This is a genomic window from Novosphingobium sp. UBA6272 (assembly GCF_002440635.1).
Classification (GTDB): Bacteria; Pseudomonadota; Alphaproteobacteria; order Sphingomonadales; family Sphingomonadaceae; genus Novosphingobium.
Window position 1 is genome coordinate 23,626 of the sequence record NZ_DJUW01000014.1, and the last position, 16,931, is coordinate 40,556.

The 16,931-nt window shown below is 65.8% G+C and carries 23 protein-coding genes; 7 read left to right on the plus strand and 16 right to left on the minus strand.

What is annotated here, in order from left to right; all coding sequences use genetic code 11:
- Nucleotides 1-12: 12 nt before the first annotated feature.
- Genes B2V17_RS06400 through B2V17_RS06430 form a run of 7 tightly spaced genes read right to left on the minus strand, consistent with a single transcriptional unit; the run spans nt 13 to nt 5,746 of the window.
- Nucleotides 13-474, minus strand: a complete 462-nt coding sequence (locus B2V17_RS06400; RefSeq protein WP_292996348.1) for a FixH family protein — start codon at nt 472-474, stop codon at nt 13-15.
- Complete coding sequence (gene ccoG, locus B2V17_RS06405) at nt 471-1,931, minus strand: cytochrome c oxidase accessory protein CcoG (RefSeq protein WP_292996350.1); 1,461 nt, start codon at nt 1,929-1,931, stop codon at nt 471-473. Before ccoG ends, B2V17_RS06400 begins: the two co-directional genes overlap by 4 nt.
- Nucleotides 1,918-2,841, minus strand: coding sequence for a cytochrome-c oxidase, cbb3-type subunit III (gene ccoP / locus B2V17_RS06410; RefSeq protein ID WP_292996351.1), 924 nt, complete (start codon nt 2,839-2,841; stop codon nt 1,918-1,920). The genes ccoG and ccoP overlap by 14 nt, the downstream gene beginning before the upstream one ends.
- A complete protein-coding gene (locus tag B2V17_RS06415) occupies nt 2,831-3,019 on the minus strand; it encodes a cbb3-type cytochrome c oxidase subunit 3 (protein ID WP_292996353.1) in 189 nt (62 codons plus the stop codon). The genes ccoP and B2V17_RS06415 overlap by 11 nt, the downstream gene beginning before the upstream one ends.
- The gene (ccoO, locus tag B2V17_RS06420; RefSeq protein WP_292996354.1) at nt 3,016-3,780 is read right to left on the minus strand and encodes a cytochrome-c oxidase, cbb3-type subunit II; all 765 of its coding nucleotides are present in this window, start codon (nt 3,778-3,780) and stop codon (nt 3,016-3,018) included. Before ccoO ends, B2V17_RS06415 begins: the two co-directional genes overlap by 4 nt.
- Nucleotides 3,781-3,792: 12 nt before the next feature.
- Nucleotides 3,793-5,448 carry a cytochrome-c oxidase, cbb3-type subunit I gene (ccoN, locus tag B2V17_RS06425; protein WP_292996356.1) on the minus strand — a complete coding sequence of 552 codons (1,656 nt, stop codon included), beginning with the start codon at nt 5,446-5,448 and terminating at the stop codon, nt 3,793-3,795.
- A 13-nt stretch (nt 5,449-5,461) separates the two neighbouring features.
- Nucleotides 5,462-5,746 carry a hypothetical protein gene (locus B2V17_RS06430; protein WP_292996357.1) on the minus strand — a complete coding sequence of 95 codons (285 nt, stop codon included), beginning with the start codon at nt 5,744-5,746 and terminating at the stop codon, nt 5,462-5,464.
- Here B2V17_RS06430 and B2V17_RS06435 point away from each other — a divergent pair.
- Nucleotides 5,703-6,386 carry an OmpW/AlkL family protein gene (locus tag B2V17_RS06435; protein ID WP_292996359.1) on the plus strand — a complete coding sequence of 228 codons (684 nt, stop codon included), beginning with the start codon at nt 5,703-5,705 and terminating at the stop codon, nt 6,384-6,386. The two genes, B2V17_RS06430 and B2V17_RS06435, sit on opposite strands and share 44 nt — an antisense overlap.
- A gap of 28 nt (nt 6,387-6,414) precedes the next feature.
- Here the strand turns inward: B2V17_RS06435 and B2V17_RS06440 are convergent, their stop codons facing one another.
- The 9 genes from B2V17_RS06440 to B2V17_RS06480 all read right to left on the minus strand — a co-directional run bounded on the left by B2V17_RS06440 (nt 6,415) and on the right by B2V17_RS06480 (nt 13,211).
- Nucleotides 6,415-7,113 (minus strand): Crp/Fnr family transcriptional regulator, encoded by a 699-nt coding sequence (locus B2V17_RS06440; protein ID WP_292996360.1) that lies wholly within the window; start codon nt 7,111-7,113, stop codon nt 6,415-6,417.
- Nucleotides 7,114-7,149: 36 nt separating this feature from the next.
- Nucleotides 7,150-7,875, minus strand: a complete 726-nt coding sequence (locus B2V17_RS06445; RefSeq protein WP_292996362.1) for a sigma-70 family RNA polymerase sigma factor — start codon at nt 7,873-7,875, stop codon at nt 7,150-7,152.
- A complete protein-coding gene (locus B2V17_RS06450) occupies nt 7,872-9,992 on the minus strand; it encodes a flagellar biosynthesis protein FlhA (RefSeq protein ID WP_292996364.1) in 2,121 nt (706 codons plus the stop codon). The genes B2V17_RS06445 and B2V17_RS06450 overlap by 4 nt, the downstream gene beginning before the upstream one ends.
- Nucleotides 9,989-10,846 carry a lytic transglycosylase domain-containing protein gene (locus tag B2V17_RS06455; RefSeq protein WP_292996365.1) on the minus strand — a complete coding sequence of 286 codons (858 nt, stop codon included), beginning with the start codon at nt 10,844-10,846 and terminating at the stop codon, nt 9,989-9,991. Before B2V17_RS06455 ends, B2V17_RS06450 begins: the two co-directional genes overlap by 4 nt.
- A gap of 56 nt (nt 10,847-10,902) precedes the next feature.
- Entirely contained in the window at nt 10,903-11,262 is a 360-nt protein-coding gene (locus B2V17_RS06460; protein ID WP_324475520.1) for a flagellar protein FlgN, read from the minus strand.
- Complete coding sequence (gene flgM, locus B2V17_RS06465; RefSeq protein WP_292996367.1) at nt 11,259-11,552, minus strand: flagellar biosynthesis anti-sigma factor FlgM; 294 nt, start codon at nt 11,550-11,552, stop codon at nt 11,259-11,261. The genes B2V17_RS06460 and flgM overlap by 4 nt, the downstream gene beginning before the upstream one ends.
- 83 nt (nt 11,553-11,635) lie before the next feature.
- A complete protein-coding gene (locus B2V17_RS06470; RefSeq protein WP_292996368.1) occupies nt 11,636-12,130 on the minus strand; it encodes a flagella basal body P-ring formation protein FlgA in 495 nt (164 codons plus the stop codon).
- Entirely contained in the window at nt 12,127-12,540 is a 414-nt protein-coding gene (locus B2V17_RS06475; protein ID WP_292996370.1) for a hypothetical protein, read from the minus strand. The genes B2V17_RS06470 and B2V17_RS06475 overlap by 4 nt, the downstream gene beginning before the upstream one ends.
- Nucleotides 12,537-13,211 carry a MotA/TolQ/ExbB proton channel family protein gene (locus B2V17_RS06480; RefSeq protein ID WP_292996371.1) on the minus strand — a complete coding sequence of 225 codons (675 nt, stop codon included), beginning with the start codon at nt 13,209-13,211 and terminating at the stop codon, nt 12,537-12,539. The genes B2V17_RS06475 and B2V17_RS06480 overlap by 4 nt, the downstream gene beginning before the upstream one ends.
- A 187-nt stretch (nt 13,212-13,398) precedes the next feature.
- Between B2V17_RS06480 and flgB the strand changes: the two genes are divergently transcribed.
- From flgB to flgG, 6 genes are all read left to right on the plus strand, one after another.
- A complete protein-coding gene (gene flgB, locus B2V17_RS06485) occupies nt 13,399-13,746 on the plus strand; it encodes a flagellar basal body rod protein FlgB (RefSeq protein ID WP_292996373.1) in 348 nt (115 codons plus the stop codon).
- 11 nt (nt 13,747-13,757) lie between these two features.
- Nucleotides 13,758-14,150, plus strand: coding sequence for a flagellar basal body rod protein FlgC (gene flgC, locus B2V17_RS06490; RefSeq protein ID WP_292996511.1), 393 nt, complete (start codon nt 13,758-13,760; stop codon nt 14,148-14,150).
- 15 nt (nt 14,151-14,165) lie between these two features.
- A complete protein-coding gene (locus B2V17_RS06495; protein WP_292996374.1) occupies nt 14,166-14,450 on the plus strand; it encodes a flagellar hook assembly protein FlgD in 285 nt (94 codons plus the stop codon).
- A gap of 12 nt (nt 14,451-14,462) precedes the next feature.
- The gene (locus B2V17_RS06500) at nt 14,463-15,275 is read left to right on the plus strand and encodes a flagellar hook-basal body protein (protein WP_292996376.1); all 813 of its coding nucleotides are present in this window, start codon (nt 14,463-14,465) and stop codon (nt 15,273-15,275) included.
- Nucleotides 15,276-15,379: 104 nt separating this feature from the next.
- Nucleotides 15,380-16,120: a flagellar basal body rod protein FlgF gene (locus B2V17_RS06505; protein WP_292996377.1), complete on the plus strand. Its 741-nt coding sequence runs from the start codon at nt 15,380-15,382 to the stop codon at nt 16,118-16,120.
- Nucleotides 16,121-16,139: 19 nt separating this feature from the next.
- On the plus strand, nt 16,140-16,928 hold the full coding sequence (gene flgG, locus B2V17_RS06510) for a flagellar basal-body rod protein FlgG (RefSeq protein WP_292996379.1): 789 nt from the start codon (nt 16,140-16,142) through the stop codon (nt 16,926-16,928).
- Nucleotides 16,929-16,931 lie beyond the last annotated feature (3 nt).

Below are 16,931 nucleotides of genomic sequence, written 5' to 3' on the forward strand. Positions count from 1 at the left end.
GAGAAAGCGCGTTCACCGCACGTCCTGTTCGGTCCGCCAATGGGTATCCCCGGCGGCAGCCTCGATCCGCAGCCGCCAGCGACCGGCGGGCAGCGGATCGCGCGAGACGAAGGCACCATCGCTCTGGCGCTCGAAGGTGAGGCGCTGATCGGGCTGGTGACCCAGCGGATGACGCGCGGTGGCGTTCAGGTCCAGCCCGGAAAGCGGCGCGCCGGTCAGCGTCACCGCGATCCGGTTATCCTTGCGGCGACTGGGGGTGGCGGTCCAGCCCAGGGCCTTTTCCTTCGCCGCCTCATCCAGCCAGGTGTTGAACTGCTGGCTGGCGACATAGGAATTTTCCACCACCACACCTCCAAAGGTAGAGGTTGCGGCGCGGGCCATGAACAGGTTGACGCCGATCACCACGGCGAAGAACGCCACGATGATCACGGAAAAGTGCCGGCCGGTGAACGGTCCGGTGGTGAAGGCCTTCATTCGCTTTCTCCCGTTTCGTCGTCGTTCCCGGGCGCATCGAAATGCACGGTGCTGTGATCGGCTTCGCCGTCACCGTCGAGCGCCTTGAGGTTGATGGTGAACTCCTGCCGCTCGGTCCCGTCGGGCGCCACAACGTAGAGCCGCAGCGGCTGAACCTGATCGGCCGGGACGGTCAGCGTCAGCGCCCGCGCCGCCTTGTCGCGCGGCATTTCGCTGGTCCAGAACTTGCCGCCGGGCAGACCGTCAAGACTGACCTGCATCTGCCGCGGGCGCGACTGCATGTTGAGCAGCTTGACCGTGTAGTCGTTGCGGATTTCCCCGCTCGACTGGACGGTATAGGGTGGGTTGCGGTCCTTCTGGACCTTGATGTCGATCCGGTCGCGCGTGCCCAGCGCAAACAGCAGGGCAAAGCCGATCGCCGCCCAGATCCCGGTGTAGATCAGCGTGCGGGTGTGGAACAGCGCCTTGCTGATCGGGCGCGGTTCGCCGCCCTTGCGCTCCGCCTCGCAGTCTTCCAGCGTAGCATAGTCGATTAGCCCACGCGGGCGGCCGATCGCGGCCATTACCTTGTCACATTCGTCGATGCACAAGGCGCAGGTGATGCAGCGAATGTCGGGCCCGTTTCGGATGTCATAGCCGGTCGGGCAGACATTGACGCAGCCGTTGCAATCGATGCAGTCGCCGATCTCGGGATCCTTGGCCGCCGCCTTGACCGAGCCGCGTTTTTCCCCGCGCCAGTCCTTGTAGGTGACGATCAGGCTCTTTTCATCGAGCATCGCGGTCTGGATCCGCGGCCAGGGGCACATGTAGACGCAGACCTGCTCGCGCATGAACCCGCCGAGCACGAAGGTGGTGGCGGTCAGCACCGCGACGGTCGCATAGGCCACCGGCGCGGCCTGGCCGGTCCAGAAATCGACCGTCAGGGTGGGCGCGTCGGCGAAGTACATGATCCATGCCCCGCCGGTCCAGAAGCTGATGAACAGGTAGATCGACCACTTGAGTCCGCGCTTGAACAGCTTGTGCGGCCCCCACGGTGCGGCATCGAGCCGCATCTGCGCGTTGCGATCGCCATCGACCAGCCGGTCGACATGCTGGAACAGGTCGGTCCAGACCGTCTGCGGGCAGGCATAGCCGCACCAGGCCCGGCCGACTGCGCTGGTAATCAGGAACAGGCCGATCCCGGCCATGATCAGCAGGCCGGCAACGAAGTAGAACTCCTGCGGCCAGATCTCGATCCCGAACATGAAGAAGCGGCGGTGAGCCAGATCGACCAGTACCGCCTGGTTCGGGGCATAGGGTCCGCGGTCCCAGCGGAGCCACGGGGTAATATAGTAGATCCCGAGGGTGAGGATCATCACCGCCCATTTGAAGCGGCGAAAGCGCCCGTCTACCGCTTTGGGGTAGACGGGCTCACGCTTCGCATAGAGGCTGGTGGGGATCTGGTCAGGGCTTTGCATTTCCGGTTCCACTCGCAGGCGCGGCAGGGGCACTCACAGTTTCTTCCCCGCCCCCCAGCGAGTAGACATAGGCTGCCAGCATCTTGATCGTCACGGCATCGAGCTTCTTGCTCCATGCCGGCATCACCCCGGCATGGGCCTTGTTGATCGATGCCGTAACCTGCTCGGGCTTGCCGCCATAGAGCCAGACCGCGTCGGTCAGGTTCGGCGCGCCGAATGCACGCAAGCCCTTCCCGTCGGTCCCGTGGCAGGCAACGCAGTTGGCGGCGAAGTTGGTTGCGCCGCGCTGGGCGGCAGCATCATTGGGATGCTTGCCCGACAGCGACAGGACATAGGCCGCAGTGTCGCTGACCTGCGCCGGGGTCAGTACCCCGTCCTTCCCGAAGCTCGGCATCAGGCTGGTCCGGGTGGCCGGATCGTCGGCGGCGCGGATGCCGTGTTCCAGCGTGGTGTGGATATCGGCAATCGTGCCGCCCCACAGCCAGTCATCGTCCTTGAGGTTCGGATAGCCGATTCCCCCGGCCGCGCCTGAGCCGTGGCACTGCACGCAGTTCTGCTTGAACGCCGCCGATCCGCCCGCAACCGCCAGCGGCATCAGCTTGTCGTCCTTGACCAGCGCTTCGAGCGAGACCGCCGCAATCGCATCGGTCGCCGCCTTGCGCTTGGCCGTGCCTTCGGCCATTTCCTCGGCCAGCTGGCCGCGGCTGGACCAGCCCCACAGCCCCTCGGTGCCCTTGTTGAGCAGCGGGATCGCGGGATAGACCATCACGTATCCGATCGAGAAGATGATCGTCAGATAGGTGGTCAGAACCCACCAGCGCGGCAGCGGGTTGTTGAGCTCTTCAATGCCGTCCCATTCGTGGCCGACAGTTTCGATGCCGGTGGGCTCGTCGATTTTCTTATTCGCCATTGTCGTCACCCCCAAGGCTGTCTTCGGCGAAGATCATGTTAGCGGCTGCTTCGTTGTCCTGCCGGGCACTGGGCCGAAACGGCCAGGCGGCCAGTCCGACGAAGGCGATGACCATCATCGCCAGCCCCCAGCTGTCGGCGAAGTGCCGCAACGTTTCATAGGTCGAATGCCCGGTCACCGGCCCTTCTCCTTGGCAAGGTCTTCCTGCGCCGCCGGCGCATTGACATCGACCAGGGTCCCCAGGACCTGGAGATAGGCGACCAGCGCATCCATCTCGGTCAGGCGATCGGGCTGCCCGTCAAAGTCCCGCACCTGGGCCTTCGGATAGCGCTCCTGCAGGTCGGCGCTGGCATTCAGCGGATCGGCCTGGCCCTTGAGATCGGCTTCGGCCTGCTTGAGGTCGGTCGCGGTATAGGGCACGCCGACCCGGTAGAGCGCGGTCAACCGGGCCGCCGGATCGCCGATCTTCAGTTCGCGTTCGGCCAGGAAGGCATATTGCGGCATGACCGATTCCGGCACCACCCCTTGCGGGTTCTTGAGGTGCTGGACGTGCCATTCGTCCGAATACTTCAGCCCGACCCGCGCCAGATCGGGTCCGGTGCGCTTCGAGCCCCACTGGAACGGATGGTCGTACATCGATTCCGCAGCAAGGCTGTAGTGGCCATAGCGTTCGACCTCGTCGCGGAACGGACGGATCATCTGGCTGTGGCAGACATAGCAGCCTTCGCGGACATAGATGTCGCGCCCGGCCTGCTCCAGCGGGGTATAGGGCCGCATCCCGTCAACCTTCTCGATCGTGTTGTCGATCCAGAACAACGGTGCGATTTCCACGATCCCCCCGACCGTGACCGCCGCGAAGGCGAGCACGCCGAGCAGGGCCACGTTCTTTTCCAGCTTCTTGTGCCGGGCCCAGGGTTCTTTCTTGGTTTCGGTTGTCATGTCGAAGTCCCCTTATTCGGCAGGCACGGCGACCAGCGGGCGGTCGGCTGCGGGGTCATAGGCGGGCTGGCGCAGCGGCTCTTCCTGGCGGAGGTTGCCGGCCACGGTCTGCCACACGTTCCAGGCCATGATCAGCGCGCCGGAGAGGTACAGGATCCCCCCGAAGGCGCGGGCCAAGTACATCGGGTGCAGTGCAGCCACGGTTTCGGCGAACGAGTTGACCAGATAATTGTCAGCACCGTATTCGCGCCACATCAGACCCTGGGTAACCCCGGCAACCCACATCGAAGCGGCGTAGAAAACGATGCCGATTGTAGCCAGCCAGAAGTGCCAGTTGATCATCCGCTGCGAATACATCCGTGTCCGGCCCCACAGGCGCGGCGCCAGGAAGTAGATCGCCGAGAAGGTGATCATCCCGTTCCACCCCAGCGCGCCGGAGTGGACGTGGCCGATCGTCCAGTCGGTATAGTGCGACAGGCTGTTGACCGACTTGATCGACATCATCGGGCCTTCGAAGGTGCTCATCCCGTAGAACGCGATGCTCATCACCATCATCCGGATGATTGGATCGGTGCGGACCTTGTCCCAGGCGCCGTTGAGCGTCATCAACCCGTTGATCATCCCGCCCCAGCTGGGCATCCACAGCATCACCGAGAACACCATGCCGAGCGTCTGCGCCCAGTCGGGCAGCGCGGTATAGTGCAGGTGGTGCGGACCGGCCCAGATGTAGAGGAAAATCAGCGCCCAGAAGTGCACGATCGACAGGCGATAGGAATAGACCGGACGTTCGGCCTGCTTGGGCACGAAGTAGTACATCATCGCCAGGAAGCCGGCGGTCAGGAAGAAGCCGACCGCATTGTGGCCGTACCACCACTGCACCAGCGCGCCCTGGACCCCGGCCCACAGCGGATAGCTGAGCGATCCGAACACCGAAACCGGCAGGTTCACGTTGTTGACCAGATGGAGCATGGCCACGGTCAGGATGAAGCTGAGGAAGAACCAGTTGGCCACATAGATGTGCGGCTCGGTCCGCTTGACGATCGTCCCGACGAAAACGACGAGGTAGGCGACCCAGACCAGGGTCAGCCACAGATCGACATACCATTCGGGCTCGGCATATTCCTTGCCCTGGGTCACACCCAGAACATAGCCAGTCGCGGCCAGCACGATGAACAGCTGATAGCCCCAGAAAACGAACCGGGCGAGCGCCGGGAAGGCAAGCCGCGCGCGGCAGGTACGCTGGACGATGTAGAAACTGGTCGCGATCAGCGCGGTGCCCCCGAAGGCGAAGATCACGGCCGAGGTATGGAGCGGGCGAAGCCGTCCGAAAGTCGTGTACTCAAACCCCAGGTTGAGCGCCGGGAACGACAGCTGCAGGGCGATCACCAGTCCGACCAGGAAGCCGACACAGCCCCAGAAGGTTGTCAGGATCACCCCGGCGCGGACCAGATCGTCGTCATAGCGCGATTGGTCGGTCGGCAGCTTTATTCCGGCTGCGGCGAGTTTGTAGTCGGTCTTGCGCAGGCTGATCACCAGCCCGGCAAGCGCCGCGAGTGCGAAAATCGCCATGTGCACCGCGAAGCCCGTATCGAGGGCATTTGCGAACATGAACACGGCGAAGAGAAGCGCTGCCAGCCACCAGCCAGCGCGGGCTACTAGAGATTCCATCGGCCCCTTCCCCTCAAGATGGGTTGATAAGGATTTGCATTACAGACATTGGTCCGCAGTCCCTTTCGCCGCCCCATTGCAATGCGGCATTGACCGGGATCAAATTGCGCAGGCCTGTGCAGAAATTCCCGGAAAACAGCCGAAAATTGCGCGGGATCAATGTTTGCACCTGCAACATGAGCGCAAAGGCACCACCGACGCCGCAATAACCCTGGGCTGCAAGGGGCAGCCGCTGCGGCGCGATGAGGGATAATATGAAGAAGCTGACGATCGCGGCGGCGCTTACGGCCGCCACCATGCTCGCCACTCCGGCTCAGGCCGGCGATGCCGAAGGCAAGCTGCAGGTCAAGGTTCTGGCCACCGGCGTGTTGCCGGACGGCAAGATCGACAAGATCAACCTCGCCGCTCCGGCGGTCGCCGCCGCGCTGGGCGCCACGCCCGATACCCAGGCGAACGACAACTGGGTGCCGACGCTGGCGGTCGAGTACTACGCCACCAAGAACATCTCGATCGAGACGATCTGCTGCTTTACCCAACACACCGTGACCGGGACCGGTTCGATCAACGGCGCCAACATCGCCAACCACGTGCTGATCCTGCCCGCCACCGTGACGCTGAAAGCGCATCTCGATGCCGGCGCGATCAAACCCTACGTCGGTGCGGGTCCCGCCGTGTTCTTCTACTTCGATGAAAAGCCGGGCACCGTGCCGCAGGCGCTGGGCGCAACCAGCCTGAAGATGGACAACAAGCTGGGCTTCGCGCTGCAGGCCGGGGTTGACGTTCCGGTCAACGATTCGGGCATGGGCATCAGCCTCGACGCGAAGAAGTACTTCATGAAGGCCACCACGCATTTCTATGCGGGGACCACCGAAGTGCTGTCGACCGACCACAAGCTCGACCCGTGGGTCGTTTCGGGCGGCGTCTACTTCCGGTTCTGAGGTAGCGAGGCGGGCTGGACCGGTTGGTTCAGCCCGCTTCTGCGGCCAGCGCCTCGCGGTTGAGGATCACCACTTCCCGCCGCGAGGGCAGGTCGATCACCCCTTCGGCCTTGAGCCGGGTGAACTGGCGGCTGACCGTCTCGATCGTCAGCCCCAGCACGTCGGCCACCTGTTGACGTGAGAACGGCAAGGCAAAGCGTTTCAGCGGTGTGTCAGGCGCATCATGGCATCCCGGCTGGACCAGCCGCTCCGACATTTCGAGCAGGAAGGTCGCCAGCTTCTCACTAGCCGACTTGCGGCCCAGCAGCAGCATCCAGCGCCGGGTCCGGTCAAGCTCTGCAAGCGTACGCTGCAAGAGCTTGTGCTCCAGCGCCGGGTGTTCGCGGGCAAAAGCATCGAAATCGCGGCGCGAGAAGACGCAGACTTTGGATTCGGTCAGGGCCGTAACGCCGTGTCCGGAGGTCGATCCGAACGGCCGGCCGATGAAATCGGAAGGATAGACCACCCCGACGATCTGCTCGCGCCCATCCTCGGTTCCGGTCGAAAGTTTGAGCACCCCATCGATGACATTGGCAACCAGGACTGAGTCCTCACCCTCCCACATCAGCGATTCGCCGGGCTCCAGCATTCGGCGGCGGCCGATATTGTTTAGCGCTTTCAGCTCCTCGCTATCGAGCGAGGCGCAGATCGCACGGTTGCGGACAACACAGGTATCGCAGGCGGACATAGCGCTCCATTGCGCCCCCGCCCGGCAAAGTTCAAGTCAGATGATCGCTGCCACCTCGGCCAGGGCCGCGCGCAGCCGCTCCAGCGCCTGGGCCTTGAGCTGGTGTACCCGGGGGATCGAAACGCCTAGTGTTTCCGCGATTTCCGAGAGGTTCAGCTCTTCCACGAAGTAAAGTTGCACAATCAATTGCAGCCGCTCGGGCAGCGCGCCGATCGCCGCGATCAGGCTTTCGCGCAATTCCGCGTCAGCCAGCATGGCAAAGGCATCGGGGCGGTCATCGGCATAGGCCGAATCGCTGTCCGAATAGGTCTCATCCAGCGATTCGACCCGCACCGGTTCGGCCGCCTGGCGCAGCGCCAGCAATTCGGCTTCGGACAAGCCGAGCGCCGCAGCCAGCTCGGACGCAGCCGGTTCGCGGCCCAGTTCAAGCCGCAGCGCCTCCTCCGCCTCGCGCAGTTGTCGTCGCCGCACGGCCCCGCCGCGCGATCCCGGGATAGCCCGGCGGACCAGATCGACCATCGCCCCGCGCACCCGCAGCTTGGCATAGGCGGCAAAGCCATCCTCGCCCGGCCCGGCATGGCGCTGTGCCGCTTCGGTCAGCGCGACCATCCCGGCCTGCATCAGATCTTCCAGTTCGATCCCCTGCCGCCCGCCGCCGTGGACGTGCCAGGCGAGGCGGCGGACCATCGGCACGAAGCGGCGGATCCGCTCGGCATTGTCGCCGCGATAGGCGGCGGTCAGGCTCTTGTGGTCTTGAATCATGCAAAGACACTCTCGGTTTCAGGGGTTTGCGTCGCGGGTGGCAGCGCGGGGGGCTGCGGCGCGGGGGCACCGATCACGGCCAGGACTTCGATTGGCTGGGCCGCCGGAAGCTCGGCAATCGAGATCACCAGCACCGAGGGCGCGCGCTGTTTGAGCAAGGCGGCCAGCGCCCGGCGCGCGCGCGGCTGAACCACCAGCGCGAGCGGAGCAGCCCCGGCGCCGCGTTCGGCTACCAGCGTCGCAACGTGCTCACCGATGGCGCGAGCCAGGTCAGGCTCGATCACCGGCTGGCCGGTGACCGGATCGCTCAGCCCCTGGACAATCGCCCCTTCAAGCTGGGCGTCGAGCGTCAGCACCGGCAGGCGATCCCCCGGCGCACAGATCCGCCCGACGATCATCCCGCCAAGTTCGCCGCGGACCAGCTCGACCAGCCGGTCATGCTCGTGGCTCTGCTGGACGGCCTGGCTCAGCGCCGAGAGGATCGGCAGCGGGTGCGCGATCGGCAGGCCATCTTCGAGCAGGCTGCGGAACAGCCGGGTCAGCGCAGCGAGGCTGAGCGGCTGCGGGGTCAGCGCCTCGACCAACGCGGCCGAATGTTCCTTCACCCCGTCGAGGATCGCTTTCATCTCGTCCGGGCCGAACAGCGCTTGCGGCCGTTCACCGAGCAGCTGGTTGAGCTGGGTCGCGACCACGGTCGAGGCGTCGACCGTCAGATAACCCTCGGCGATGGCAAGATCGCGCTGGGCCGGATCGATCCACAGCGCCGGGCAGCCGAAGCTGGGATCGAGCGTCTGCTCGCCGGCAATCCGGGCGCCGTCGCGCACCTCGCCGGCGTCGATCGCCAGCACCTTGTCGGCGCGCAGGTTGCCCCCGCCCAGCGGCACCCCGCCGAGCAGGATTCGGTAGTCGTTGGGCGCAAGGTCAAGACTGTCGCGGACCCGGAACTGCGGGACGACGAAGCCGAACAATTGGCTGAGTTGCTTGCGCACCCCCGTGATCCGCGCGACCAGCGGCGAACCGCGACGATCGTCGACCAGATGGACCAGGCCATAGCCGAGCTCGATCGTGACCAGGGTGTGGTCGGAAACATCCTCCAGCGCGATCCGGCCGGGATCGGGTGGCGGCGGTGCCTCGGCTGCCGGAGCAGGCCGCGCGGCGCGCTTGCTCAGGCCATGCCATAGCCATGCGGCCAGCGCGGCGGCAGGCAGGAAGATCGTCTGCGGCATCGCCGGAATCACCCCGATCGCGGCCAGGATCACCGCCACCGGCAGCCAGGTGCCGGGGCTGGCCAGCTGTCCACCGATCTGTCCGGCAAGATCGCGGTTATCGGATACGCGGGTGACGATCACCGCCGCCGCGATCGACAGCAGCAAGGACGGCACCTGCGCGACCAGCGCGTCGCCGACCGCAAGCGTGATATAGACCTGCGCCGCCTCACCCGCGCTCAGCCCGTGGCTGACCATGCCGAGCACGAAGCCGGCGATGATATTGACCCCCAGGATCAACAGCGCGGCGATCGCATCGCCCTTCACGAACTTGCTGGCACCGTCCATCGAGCCATAGAAATCGGCCTCGGTCGCGACCTCGCGGCGGCGGGCCTTGGCTTCGTCACCGGTGAGGAGGCCAGCGGCAAGATCGGCGTCGATCGCCATCTGCTTGCCTGGCAGGGCATCAAGGGTGAAGCGCGCCGAAACCTCGGAAACCCGGCCCGCACCCTTGGTCACCACCACCATGTTGATGATCATCAGGATCATGAACACGAACAGCCCGACCGCGAAGTTGCCGCCGACCAGGAATGCGCCGAAGGCCTCGATCACGTGGCCGGCCGCCGCCCCGCCCTCGTGGCCATTGACCAGCACCACGCGGGTCGAGGCGACGTTGAGCGCCAGCCGCAGCAACGTGGCGAACAGCAGGACCGAGGGGAACGACGAGAAATCGAGCGGCTTCTCCGCGTTCATCGCCGCCATCAGGATCGCCACCGACAGCGCAATATTGAGCACGAAGAACACATCGAGCAGCAGCGCCGGGGTCGGCACCACCATCAGCGCAATCAGCGTCAGAATCCCGGCCGGCAGCGCAAAGGCGCTGATCGGGAAGCGCGAAAGCAGCCCGCTCACAGCCCGAACGCCCGCAATTTGCCATAGGCGGCGCGGACATTGGGCGGAGCCGAAGATGCGCTACCGCCGAAGGTTGCGGCGAGGGTGTCGGCCATTGAGGGGCGGGGGGAAGCTATCTCCCCCTCCCTTTCAGGGGAGGGGGTCGGGGGGTGGGGCATGTTGGCCCAACCAAGCGCCGGCTCTGCAGACAGGCCCCACCCCAACCCCTCCCCTGAAGGGGAGGGGCTTTCGGTGCCCATCGCCCGCGCCATCTTGCCGCGCATCAGGCCCATCACCTCACCCAGCGAACGCGGTGCGCCGCCGGGGTTGAAGAAGATTCCGCGATTGGCTTCGGCGGCCTCGGGAAACAGCGCGGCTGCGCTTTGTCCGGGATTGGCGGCCAGCGATGAGAGGAACCGCCCTGCCCCGTCGGCCCCCAGGAAATGGGCGAGATAGAGCTCGGCAGCATCCGGCTCACGCCCCAGAACGCCGGTCAACGCCGCGCGGTTATCGCCAGCCAGTTCGCCCGCCATCAACGCGGCGGCGGCGGGATCGAACCGCATCGCCAGGATCTCGCGCCGCATGGCCGGATCGCGGACCTTGCCATTCTGGATCGCCGCAGCGGCCCAGCCATAGCCGTGGTCCGCGCCGTGGCGGTCAAGCGTGTCGAGCCAGGTGCCCTTGGTGAACTGATACAGCCCCGCCGCGCTGGACGTGCCGGCGCGGGCATTGGGGTTGAGGCTGGATTCGAGCCTGGCCTGGCCGAGCAGGTAATCGAAATCGATCCCGGTCGCCTGCGATGCCCGCGCGATCGCTGCGCGCACGTCGGGGCGCTGCGGCGATGTGGCCGGGCCGATGGGTGTGGGATCGCTCAAGCCTTGCTCCCGATGCGGATTGCATTCAGGAGGCTTTCAGCAAGCCCCGTGCCAAATCAGGCGCGGGTCCCCGCATAGGCATAGGGCGAGGCCCCTACCCCGCCCGCGCGGTAGAGCGACGGACTGCCGGTCAGGGCATCAAGCCGGGCCGAGACATTGGCCGCGATCAGGTTGCGAACCTGGCGGTTTACCTCGTTTATGCGCCGCGCAGCATCAAGCAGGCCGCGGCATTCCTCGTCCATCGCAGAGCCATCGGCGAACGGCCCGCAGGCATCGAGCGTGCCGCACAGCGCAACCTTCTCGTTCGCGCAGCCCATGATCGCATCGAGATCGAGCCCGGCAAGCGCCAGCCGCTCGGCCTGCAGCACGGCAATCATCTGCCGCAGGTTCTCGCGCATCAGGTCGGAGCCGCTCACTTGCCGGTCCTCAAGAGCAGTCCCGCCGCGATGATCGCATCGGCCACCTTGGCCGGGACAATCGGATAGGTCCCGTCCTCGATCGCCTTGCGGATCACCTGGACCCGTTCGGCATCGACCGGCGGCTGGCCTGGATCGAGCTCGCGACTGCGGACCACGGCGGAGTGTTCATTGGCAACCTGCGCGGCGCGGTCGTTGCCGACCGGCTTGCTCGGCAGCTTTTTCACGTCAACCGCGCCGACGGCGCGGGCCGCATGGGGTCCTTTCGGGCCGAATTCGATGGAAGGCATCTTGCCGCTCCTTGGTTGACTATCGAACCATAGGACGGCCGCCGCGCAGATCTTTTAAGGGCTGGCGGCAAGGCCCTGCCGGGTTACGGCAAATCGATGCCGACCAGCCCGGGGCGGATCACCCGCGCGCGCAGCACCGGGGCAGCGGCGCCAAGGCCCCGGACCTTGATCCATGCCCCCTGCGGGCCGCTCTCCAGCGCTTCGCCCGGTTGAGAGACGGCGAAGCCTTCGCTGGCGACCGTAATCGTCACGCTGTCTCCCTTGATAACGGTCGGTGAAGAGGCAGCCGCCTGGGTGGTCACCGCCAACGGCACGTAGAGCCGCCAACCGCCCGCAACCGGGCAGGATACCTCGACCGTATCGCGCCTTGCGCCGTACCAGCCGAGCGCCAGCGGCACCCGGCACGGATTGAGCCGCAGCCGCCGGTCGACCGGCATCGCCGCGCCGCCCGGCGCGCCCTGCGGCAGGCCGGTGAACTGCGCGATGGCACTGTCGATCGCATTGAGGTCGGCATGGGCGGACTGAGCCAGCGCAGGCGTGGCGGCCAGCGTTGCGACCAGAGCAAGGGTACGGATCATCGGGTAGTCTCCTTCGCCCCCACCTGCTGCAAGGGCTGTGCCAGCGCCTGGTCGTAAGTCAGCGCAGCGCTGATCCCAGTGGCTCCGGGTTCGATCAGCAACCGTGCCGGTCGGCCCGCTCCCGCCGCCAGTACCAGCGCTTCGTTCGCGGCATCGGGCGCAGCAAGGATTGTCAGACGCATGCGCGGATCTGGCCCGGAGCTCGCCAGCCAGTCCTTGAGCCGAGGCGCACCCGGAGCCTGCCGCCACAGCGCCACCGGATCGCCCAGTGCGGGCAGGACCACGGGTTGAGATGGCGCGGCGGGCGCGGAAGCCGGGGCCTCGTTCACCGCCGCCGCCATTACCATGAACAGGATCAGCGACAGGTCGGCCAGCACCGTCTGCCAGCCGCTGCCGGTGCGCGCGATCATGATGCCTCGGCTTGGAGGCTGCGGTGCAGATCGCGCTGCATCCTGCGCGGCGGGCAGGCATCGGAAAGCTGGTCGGCCAGCCAGTCAATCAGGTTCTGCCGAGCGCGCTCCTCAGCCAGCGCCTTGCGCTCGACCAACCGCGCCAGCGGGGCGAGCAGCAGGTTGGCGGCGAGCAGGCCGTACAATGTGGTCAGCACCGCCATCGAGATCGCGCCGCCGACCGCGCCCTGGGCAAGGCCGTCGCGGGGCAACTGGCTGAGCGAAACCAGCGTCCCGGCCAGCCCGAAAACCGGAGCCAGCTCGGCCGCCTGAGCCAGCGTCCGCACCGCGCGGGTGCTCTCGCCCAGTCGCCGCGCCTTGTGCCGCTCGTGCGCGGTCAACAGCGCTTCGACCGAGCGGCCGCCGATCAATGCCTCGGTCGCCTCGTCGAATTCGCTGTCATTGTAGCGGTGCGGCACCGCGCGCAGCAGCCCGTCCTTGCGGATCTCCTGCACCTGCTGGGCCAGTTCCGCCCGCGCCGCATCGGCGTCGAAGCGCCTCCCGCCGAGCTGCGCCAGCTTGACCAGCGTGTGACGGCAATCGCCCAGCCCCGAACGCAGCACGGTCGCGACCAAGGTTCCGCCAAAGACGATTGCAGCCGACGGGCCATCCACCAAGGACATCAGGTTCATCGCGCGGGAAACTCCTTCAGGGCGAAGGACGACCGGCGGGCAGCTTTTTCAGCCACTGGCCGAACTTTGCCGCCGACCGGCAGGAACTTGCCGGATGTGCGTGCATGAACCCGCGCATTTCCGCCAATAAGGCAATTGGCACGGTGCTTGCGGAATGGACGGCCTATCCACGCGAAGGAGTAGCCCGATGGGCAGCACCCTGTTCGGAATTCATGGCCAAGCCCTGCAACTGCGCTCGCAGCGGCTCGGGCTGATCACCAGCAACATCGCCAATGCCGGCACCCCCGGCTACAAGGCGCGCGATATCGATTTCGGCGCGGCGCTCAAGGCCAGCCAGCAGGGCGCAGACATCGACAAGGCCGCCAGCGCCGCCACCCGCTACCGGATTCCGGTGATGCCGGCGATGGACGGCAACACCGTGGAGATGGCGACCGAGCAGGTCGCCTTCGCCGAAACCGCCACCGGCTATCAGGCCACCCTCACTTTCATCCGCGGCCGGGTCGAAACCCTCACCCGCGCGCTCAAGGGCGAATGACGGTGGGCGAGATGACCCTGTTCGGCGTGGCCCAGCGGGCGATGTCATCACAGCTGGTGCGGATGAACGCCGCCGCTTCGAACCTGGCCAATGCCGGTTCGGTGACCGGTACCGAAAGCGAAGCCTATCGCCCCATCCGCCCGGTCTTCGCCGAGCAATACGATGCCGCCACCGGGCTTTCCACCGTCGGGGTCAGCAGCGTGGTCCGCTCCACCGCCGCCCCGGTCAAGCAGTACAACCCCCAGCATCCGCTGGCCGACAGCGAGGGCAACGTCTGGACCGCGCCGGTCGATGAAAGCGCCGAGATGGTCGAGATGCTCGACGCCTCGCGCCAGTACCAGAACCTGGTCGAGGCGCTCTCCACCGCCAAGCAACTGATGCTCGAAACCCTGAGAATGAAGTGATTTTGGGAGGATGAAATGACCGTAGGAGCCATCACCAACACCACCGGCACCAATGCCGGAACCGCCGTCCGCCAGACGCTGGGCCAATCCGACTTCATCCGGCTGATGACCACCCAGATGAAGATGCAGGACCCGACCGATCCGGTCGATAACAAGGAGATGATCGCGCAGATGGCGCAGTTCTCCACCCTGTCCGGGATCGAGAACGTCAATTCGACGCTGCAGGGCATTTCCGCCCGGCTCGATGCGATCCTGTCCGCCCAGGCCGCCGCAGATCCCACCATTAGCCCCGTCGCTTAAGGAGAAGACCCCATGTCGTTCTACACCTCGCTCAATGGCCTCAAGAACGCGCAGACCGAGCTGTCGGTCATCGCCAACAATCTGGCCAATGCCGAAACCGCCGGCTTCAAGAAAAGCCGGATCAACTTTTCCGACATCGTTTCCAGCGCCGCCTCGACCAACCCCAAGCTGGTCAAGGGGATCGGCTCAACCGTCCAGTCGATCGACCAGAACTTCTCGCTCGGCCCGATCCAGCAGACCGGCGCCGCGCTCGATCTGGCGATCGACGGCGAAGGCTTCTTCACCAAGGTCAGCCCGATCACCGGCAAGACCTTCTACACCCGCAATGGCAACTTCGACATCGACGGGGCCGGGTTCATTACCGACACCGTCGGCAACCGCATGCAGATCCTGCCGGTCGATGCCGCCGGCAATGTCACCGCCTTCACCCCGCAGGACGCAATCGCCCCGCTGACCAACGGTGCGGGCAGCGAATTCGTCGGCGTGACGGTCAAGACCGACGGGTCGGTAGTGGCCTCCTATGCCGATGGCTCGGTCACCTCGATCGGCAAGGTCGCGCTGGCTGCCTTCGTCGCGCCGACCGGACTGCTGCAAGTTGGCAACCAGGACTGGCAAGCGACCGGGATTTCCGGCGCGGCGACCTATAACCAGGCCGGGGCCGGCCGTTTCGGCAACATTCTCTCGGGCAGCCTTGAGCAGTCCAACGTCGATATTGCCGAGGAAATGGTCGGGCTGATTACCGCCCAGCGCTATTTCCAGGCCAACGCCAAGGCGATCGATACCGCCACCCAGCTGTCGCAGACCATCGTCAACCTGCGCACGTAACGCCCCAACCCGCTCAGGCTGAGCTTGTCGAAGCCCCCGCGTTCGGACGCAAGGGCCTTCGACAGGCTCAGGCTGAGCGGACCATGGGGCAAGGAGTCAAGACCATGGACCGCCTGATCTGGACCGCCGTCACCGGCATGAACGCGTCGATGGACCGGCAGCGGATGATCGCCAGCAACATGGCCAATTCGCAAACGGTCGGCTTTCGCGCCGAAGTCATGGCCCAGACCCCGATGACGTTGGTCGGGCCGAGCCTGCAGGCCCGGTCGATGACCAGCGCCACGGTGTTCGGCGCGCAGATGGAACAGGGGGCCTTTACCCCGACCGGCCGTGCGCTCGACATCGCGATCCAGGGCGAAGCATTGATGGCGGTTCAGGCCCCGGACGGCGACGAAGCCTATACCCGGCGCGGCGATCTCTCAGTCTCGCCCACTGGACTGCTCACCAATGGCGAGGGCTTTGCTGTGATCGGCGAAAGCGGCCCGATCTCGCTTGCTCCCGGTTCGATGGTCAGCATCGGAGCTGACGGCGCGGTGCTGGTCAGCGACCCCGCCGCGCCCGATCAGCCGCCCCAGCAGGTCGACAGGATCAAGCTCGCCTCGTGGCGCGGCAGCCGGATCGAAAAGGGTCTCGACGGCCTGTTCCGGGTGAAGGACGGCGGCGCGCTGCCGGCAGATGCCGAAGCCCGCGTGGTCCCCGCCACGCTCGAGCAATCGAACGTAAAACCCAGCGAAGTGCTGGTCGAGATGGTCGAGGCCCAGCGCCTGTTCGAAATGCGCACCCAGCTGATCGCCACGGCCAAGTCGGTCGATGAAGGCGGCGCCAGCCTGCTGCGGATGTCGTGACCTTCAAAGGAGTATTCTGATGCCCACTTCCGCCCTGCACGTCGCTCGTACCGGCCTTGAAGCGCAAGACGCGCGGATGCGTGTGATTGCCAACAATCTCGCCAATATCGGCACCACCGGATACAAGCGCGACCGCGCCAATTTCGCGACCCTGGCCTATCAGGACAGCCGCGTGGCCGGGCAGCAAAGCTCCAACGAAACCCAATATGCCACCGGACTCAATCTCGGCACCGGGGTCTCGGTCCAGTCGACCACCTCGATCATCACGCAGGGGACGCTCAGCGTTACCGGCAATGGTTTTGACATGGCGCTCGACGGGCCCGGCTTCTTCCAGGTCCAGCTACCCGGTGGCAAGCTCGCCTACACCCGCGCGGGCAATTTCAGCCGCTCAGCCGAAGGCGCGCTCGTCACCGCGCAAGGTTATCCAGTCCAGCCCGCGATCTCGATCCCGGAGGATGCATCGGGGATCACGGTCGGCAACGATGGCACCGTTTCGGTCACCACTGCGGGAAGCGCCGCGCCGACCGAGATCGGGCAACTGACCGTGGCAGCATTCGCCAACCCGGCCGGATTGCAGGCGCTGGGCGACAACTTCCTTGCCGAGACTGCTGCCAGCGGCCCGGCCCAAGTCGGCGCGGCCGGTGACGGCACGCGCGGCGCGATCCGCCAGGGCATGCTCGAGGCCTCGAACGTCAACGTGGTCGAGGAACTGGTCGACATGATCGAGTGCCAGCGCGCCTACGAAATCAACTCCAAGATGATCAGCGCCGTCGACGAGATGCTGCGCAACGCCAACCAGACACTGTGAGGA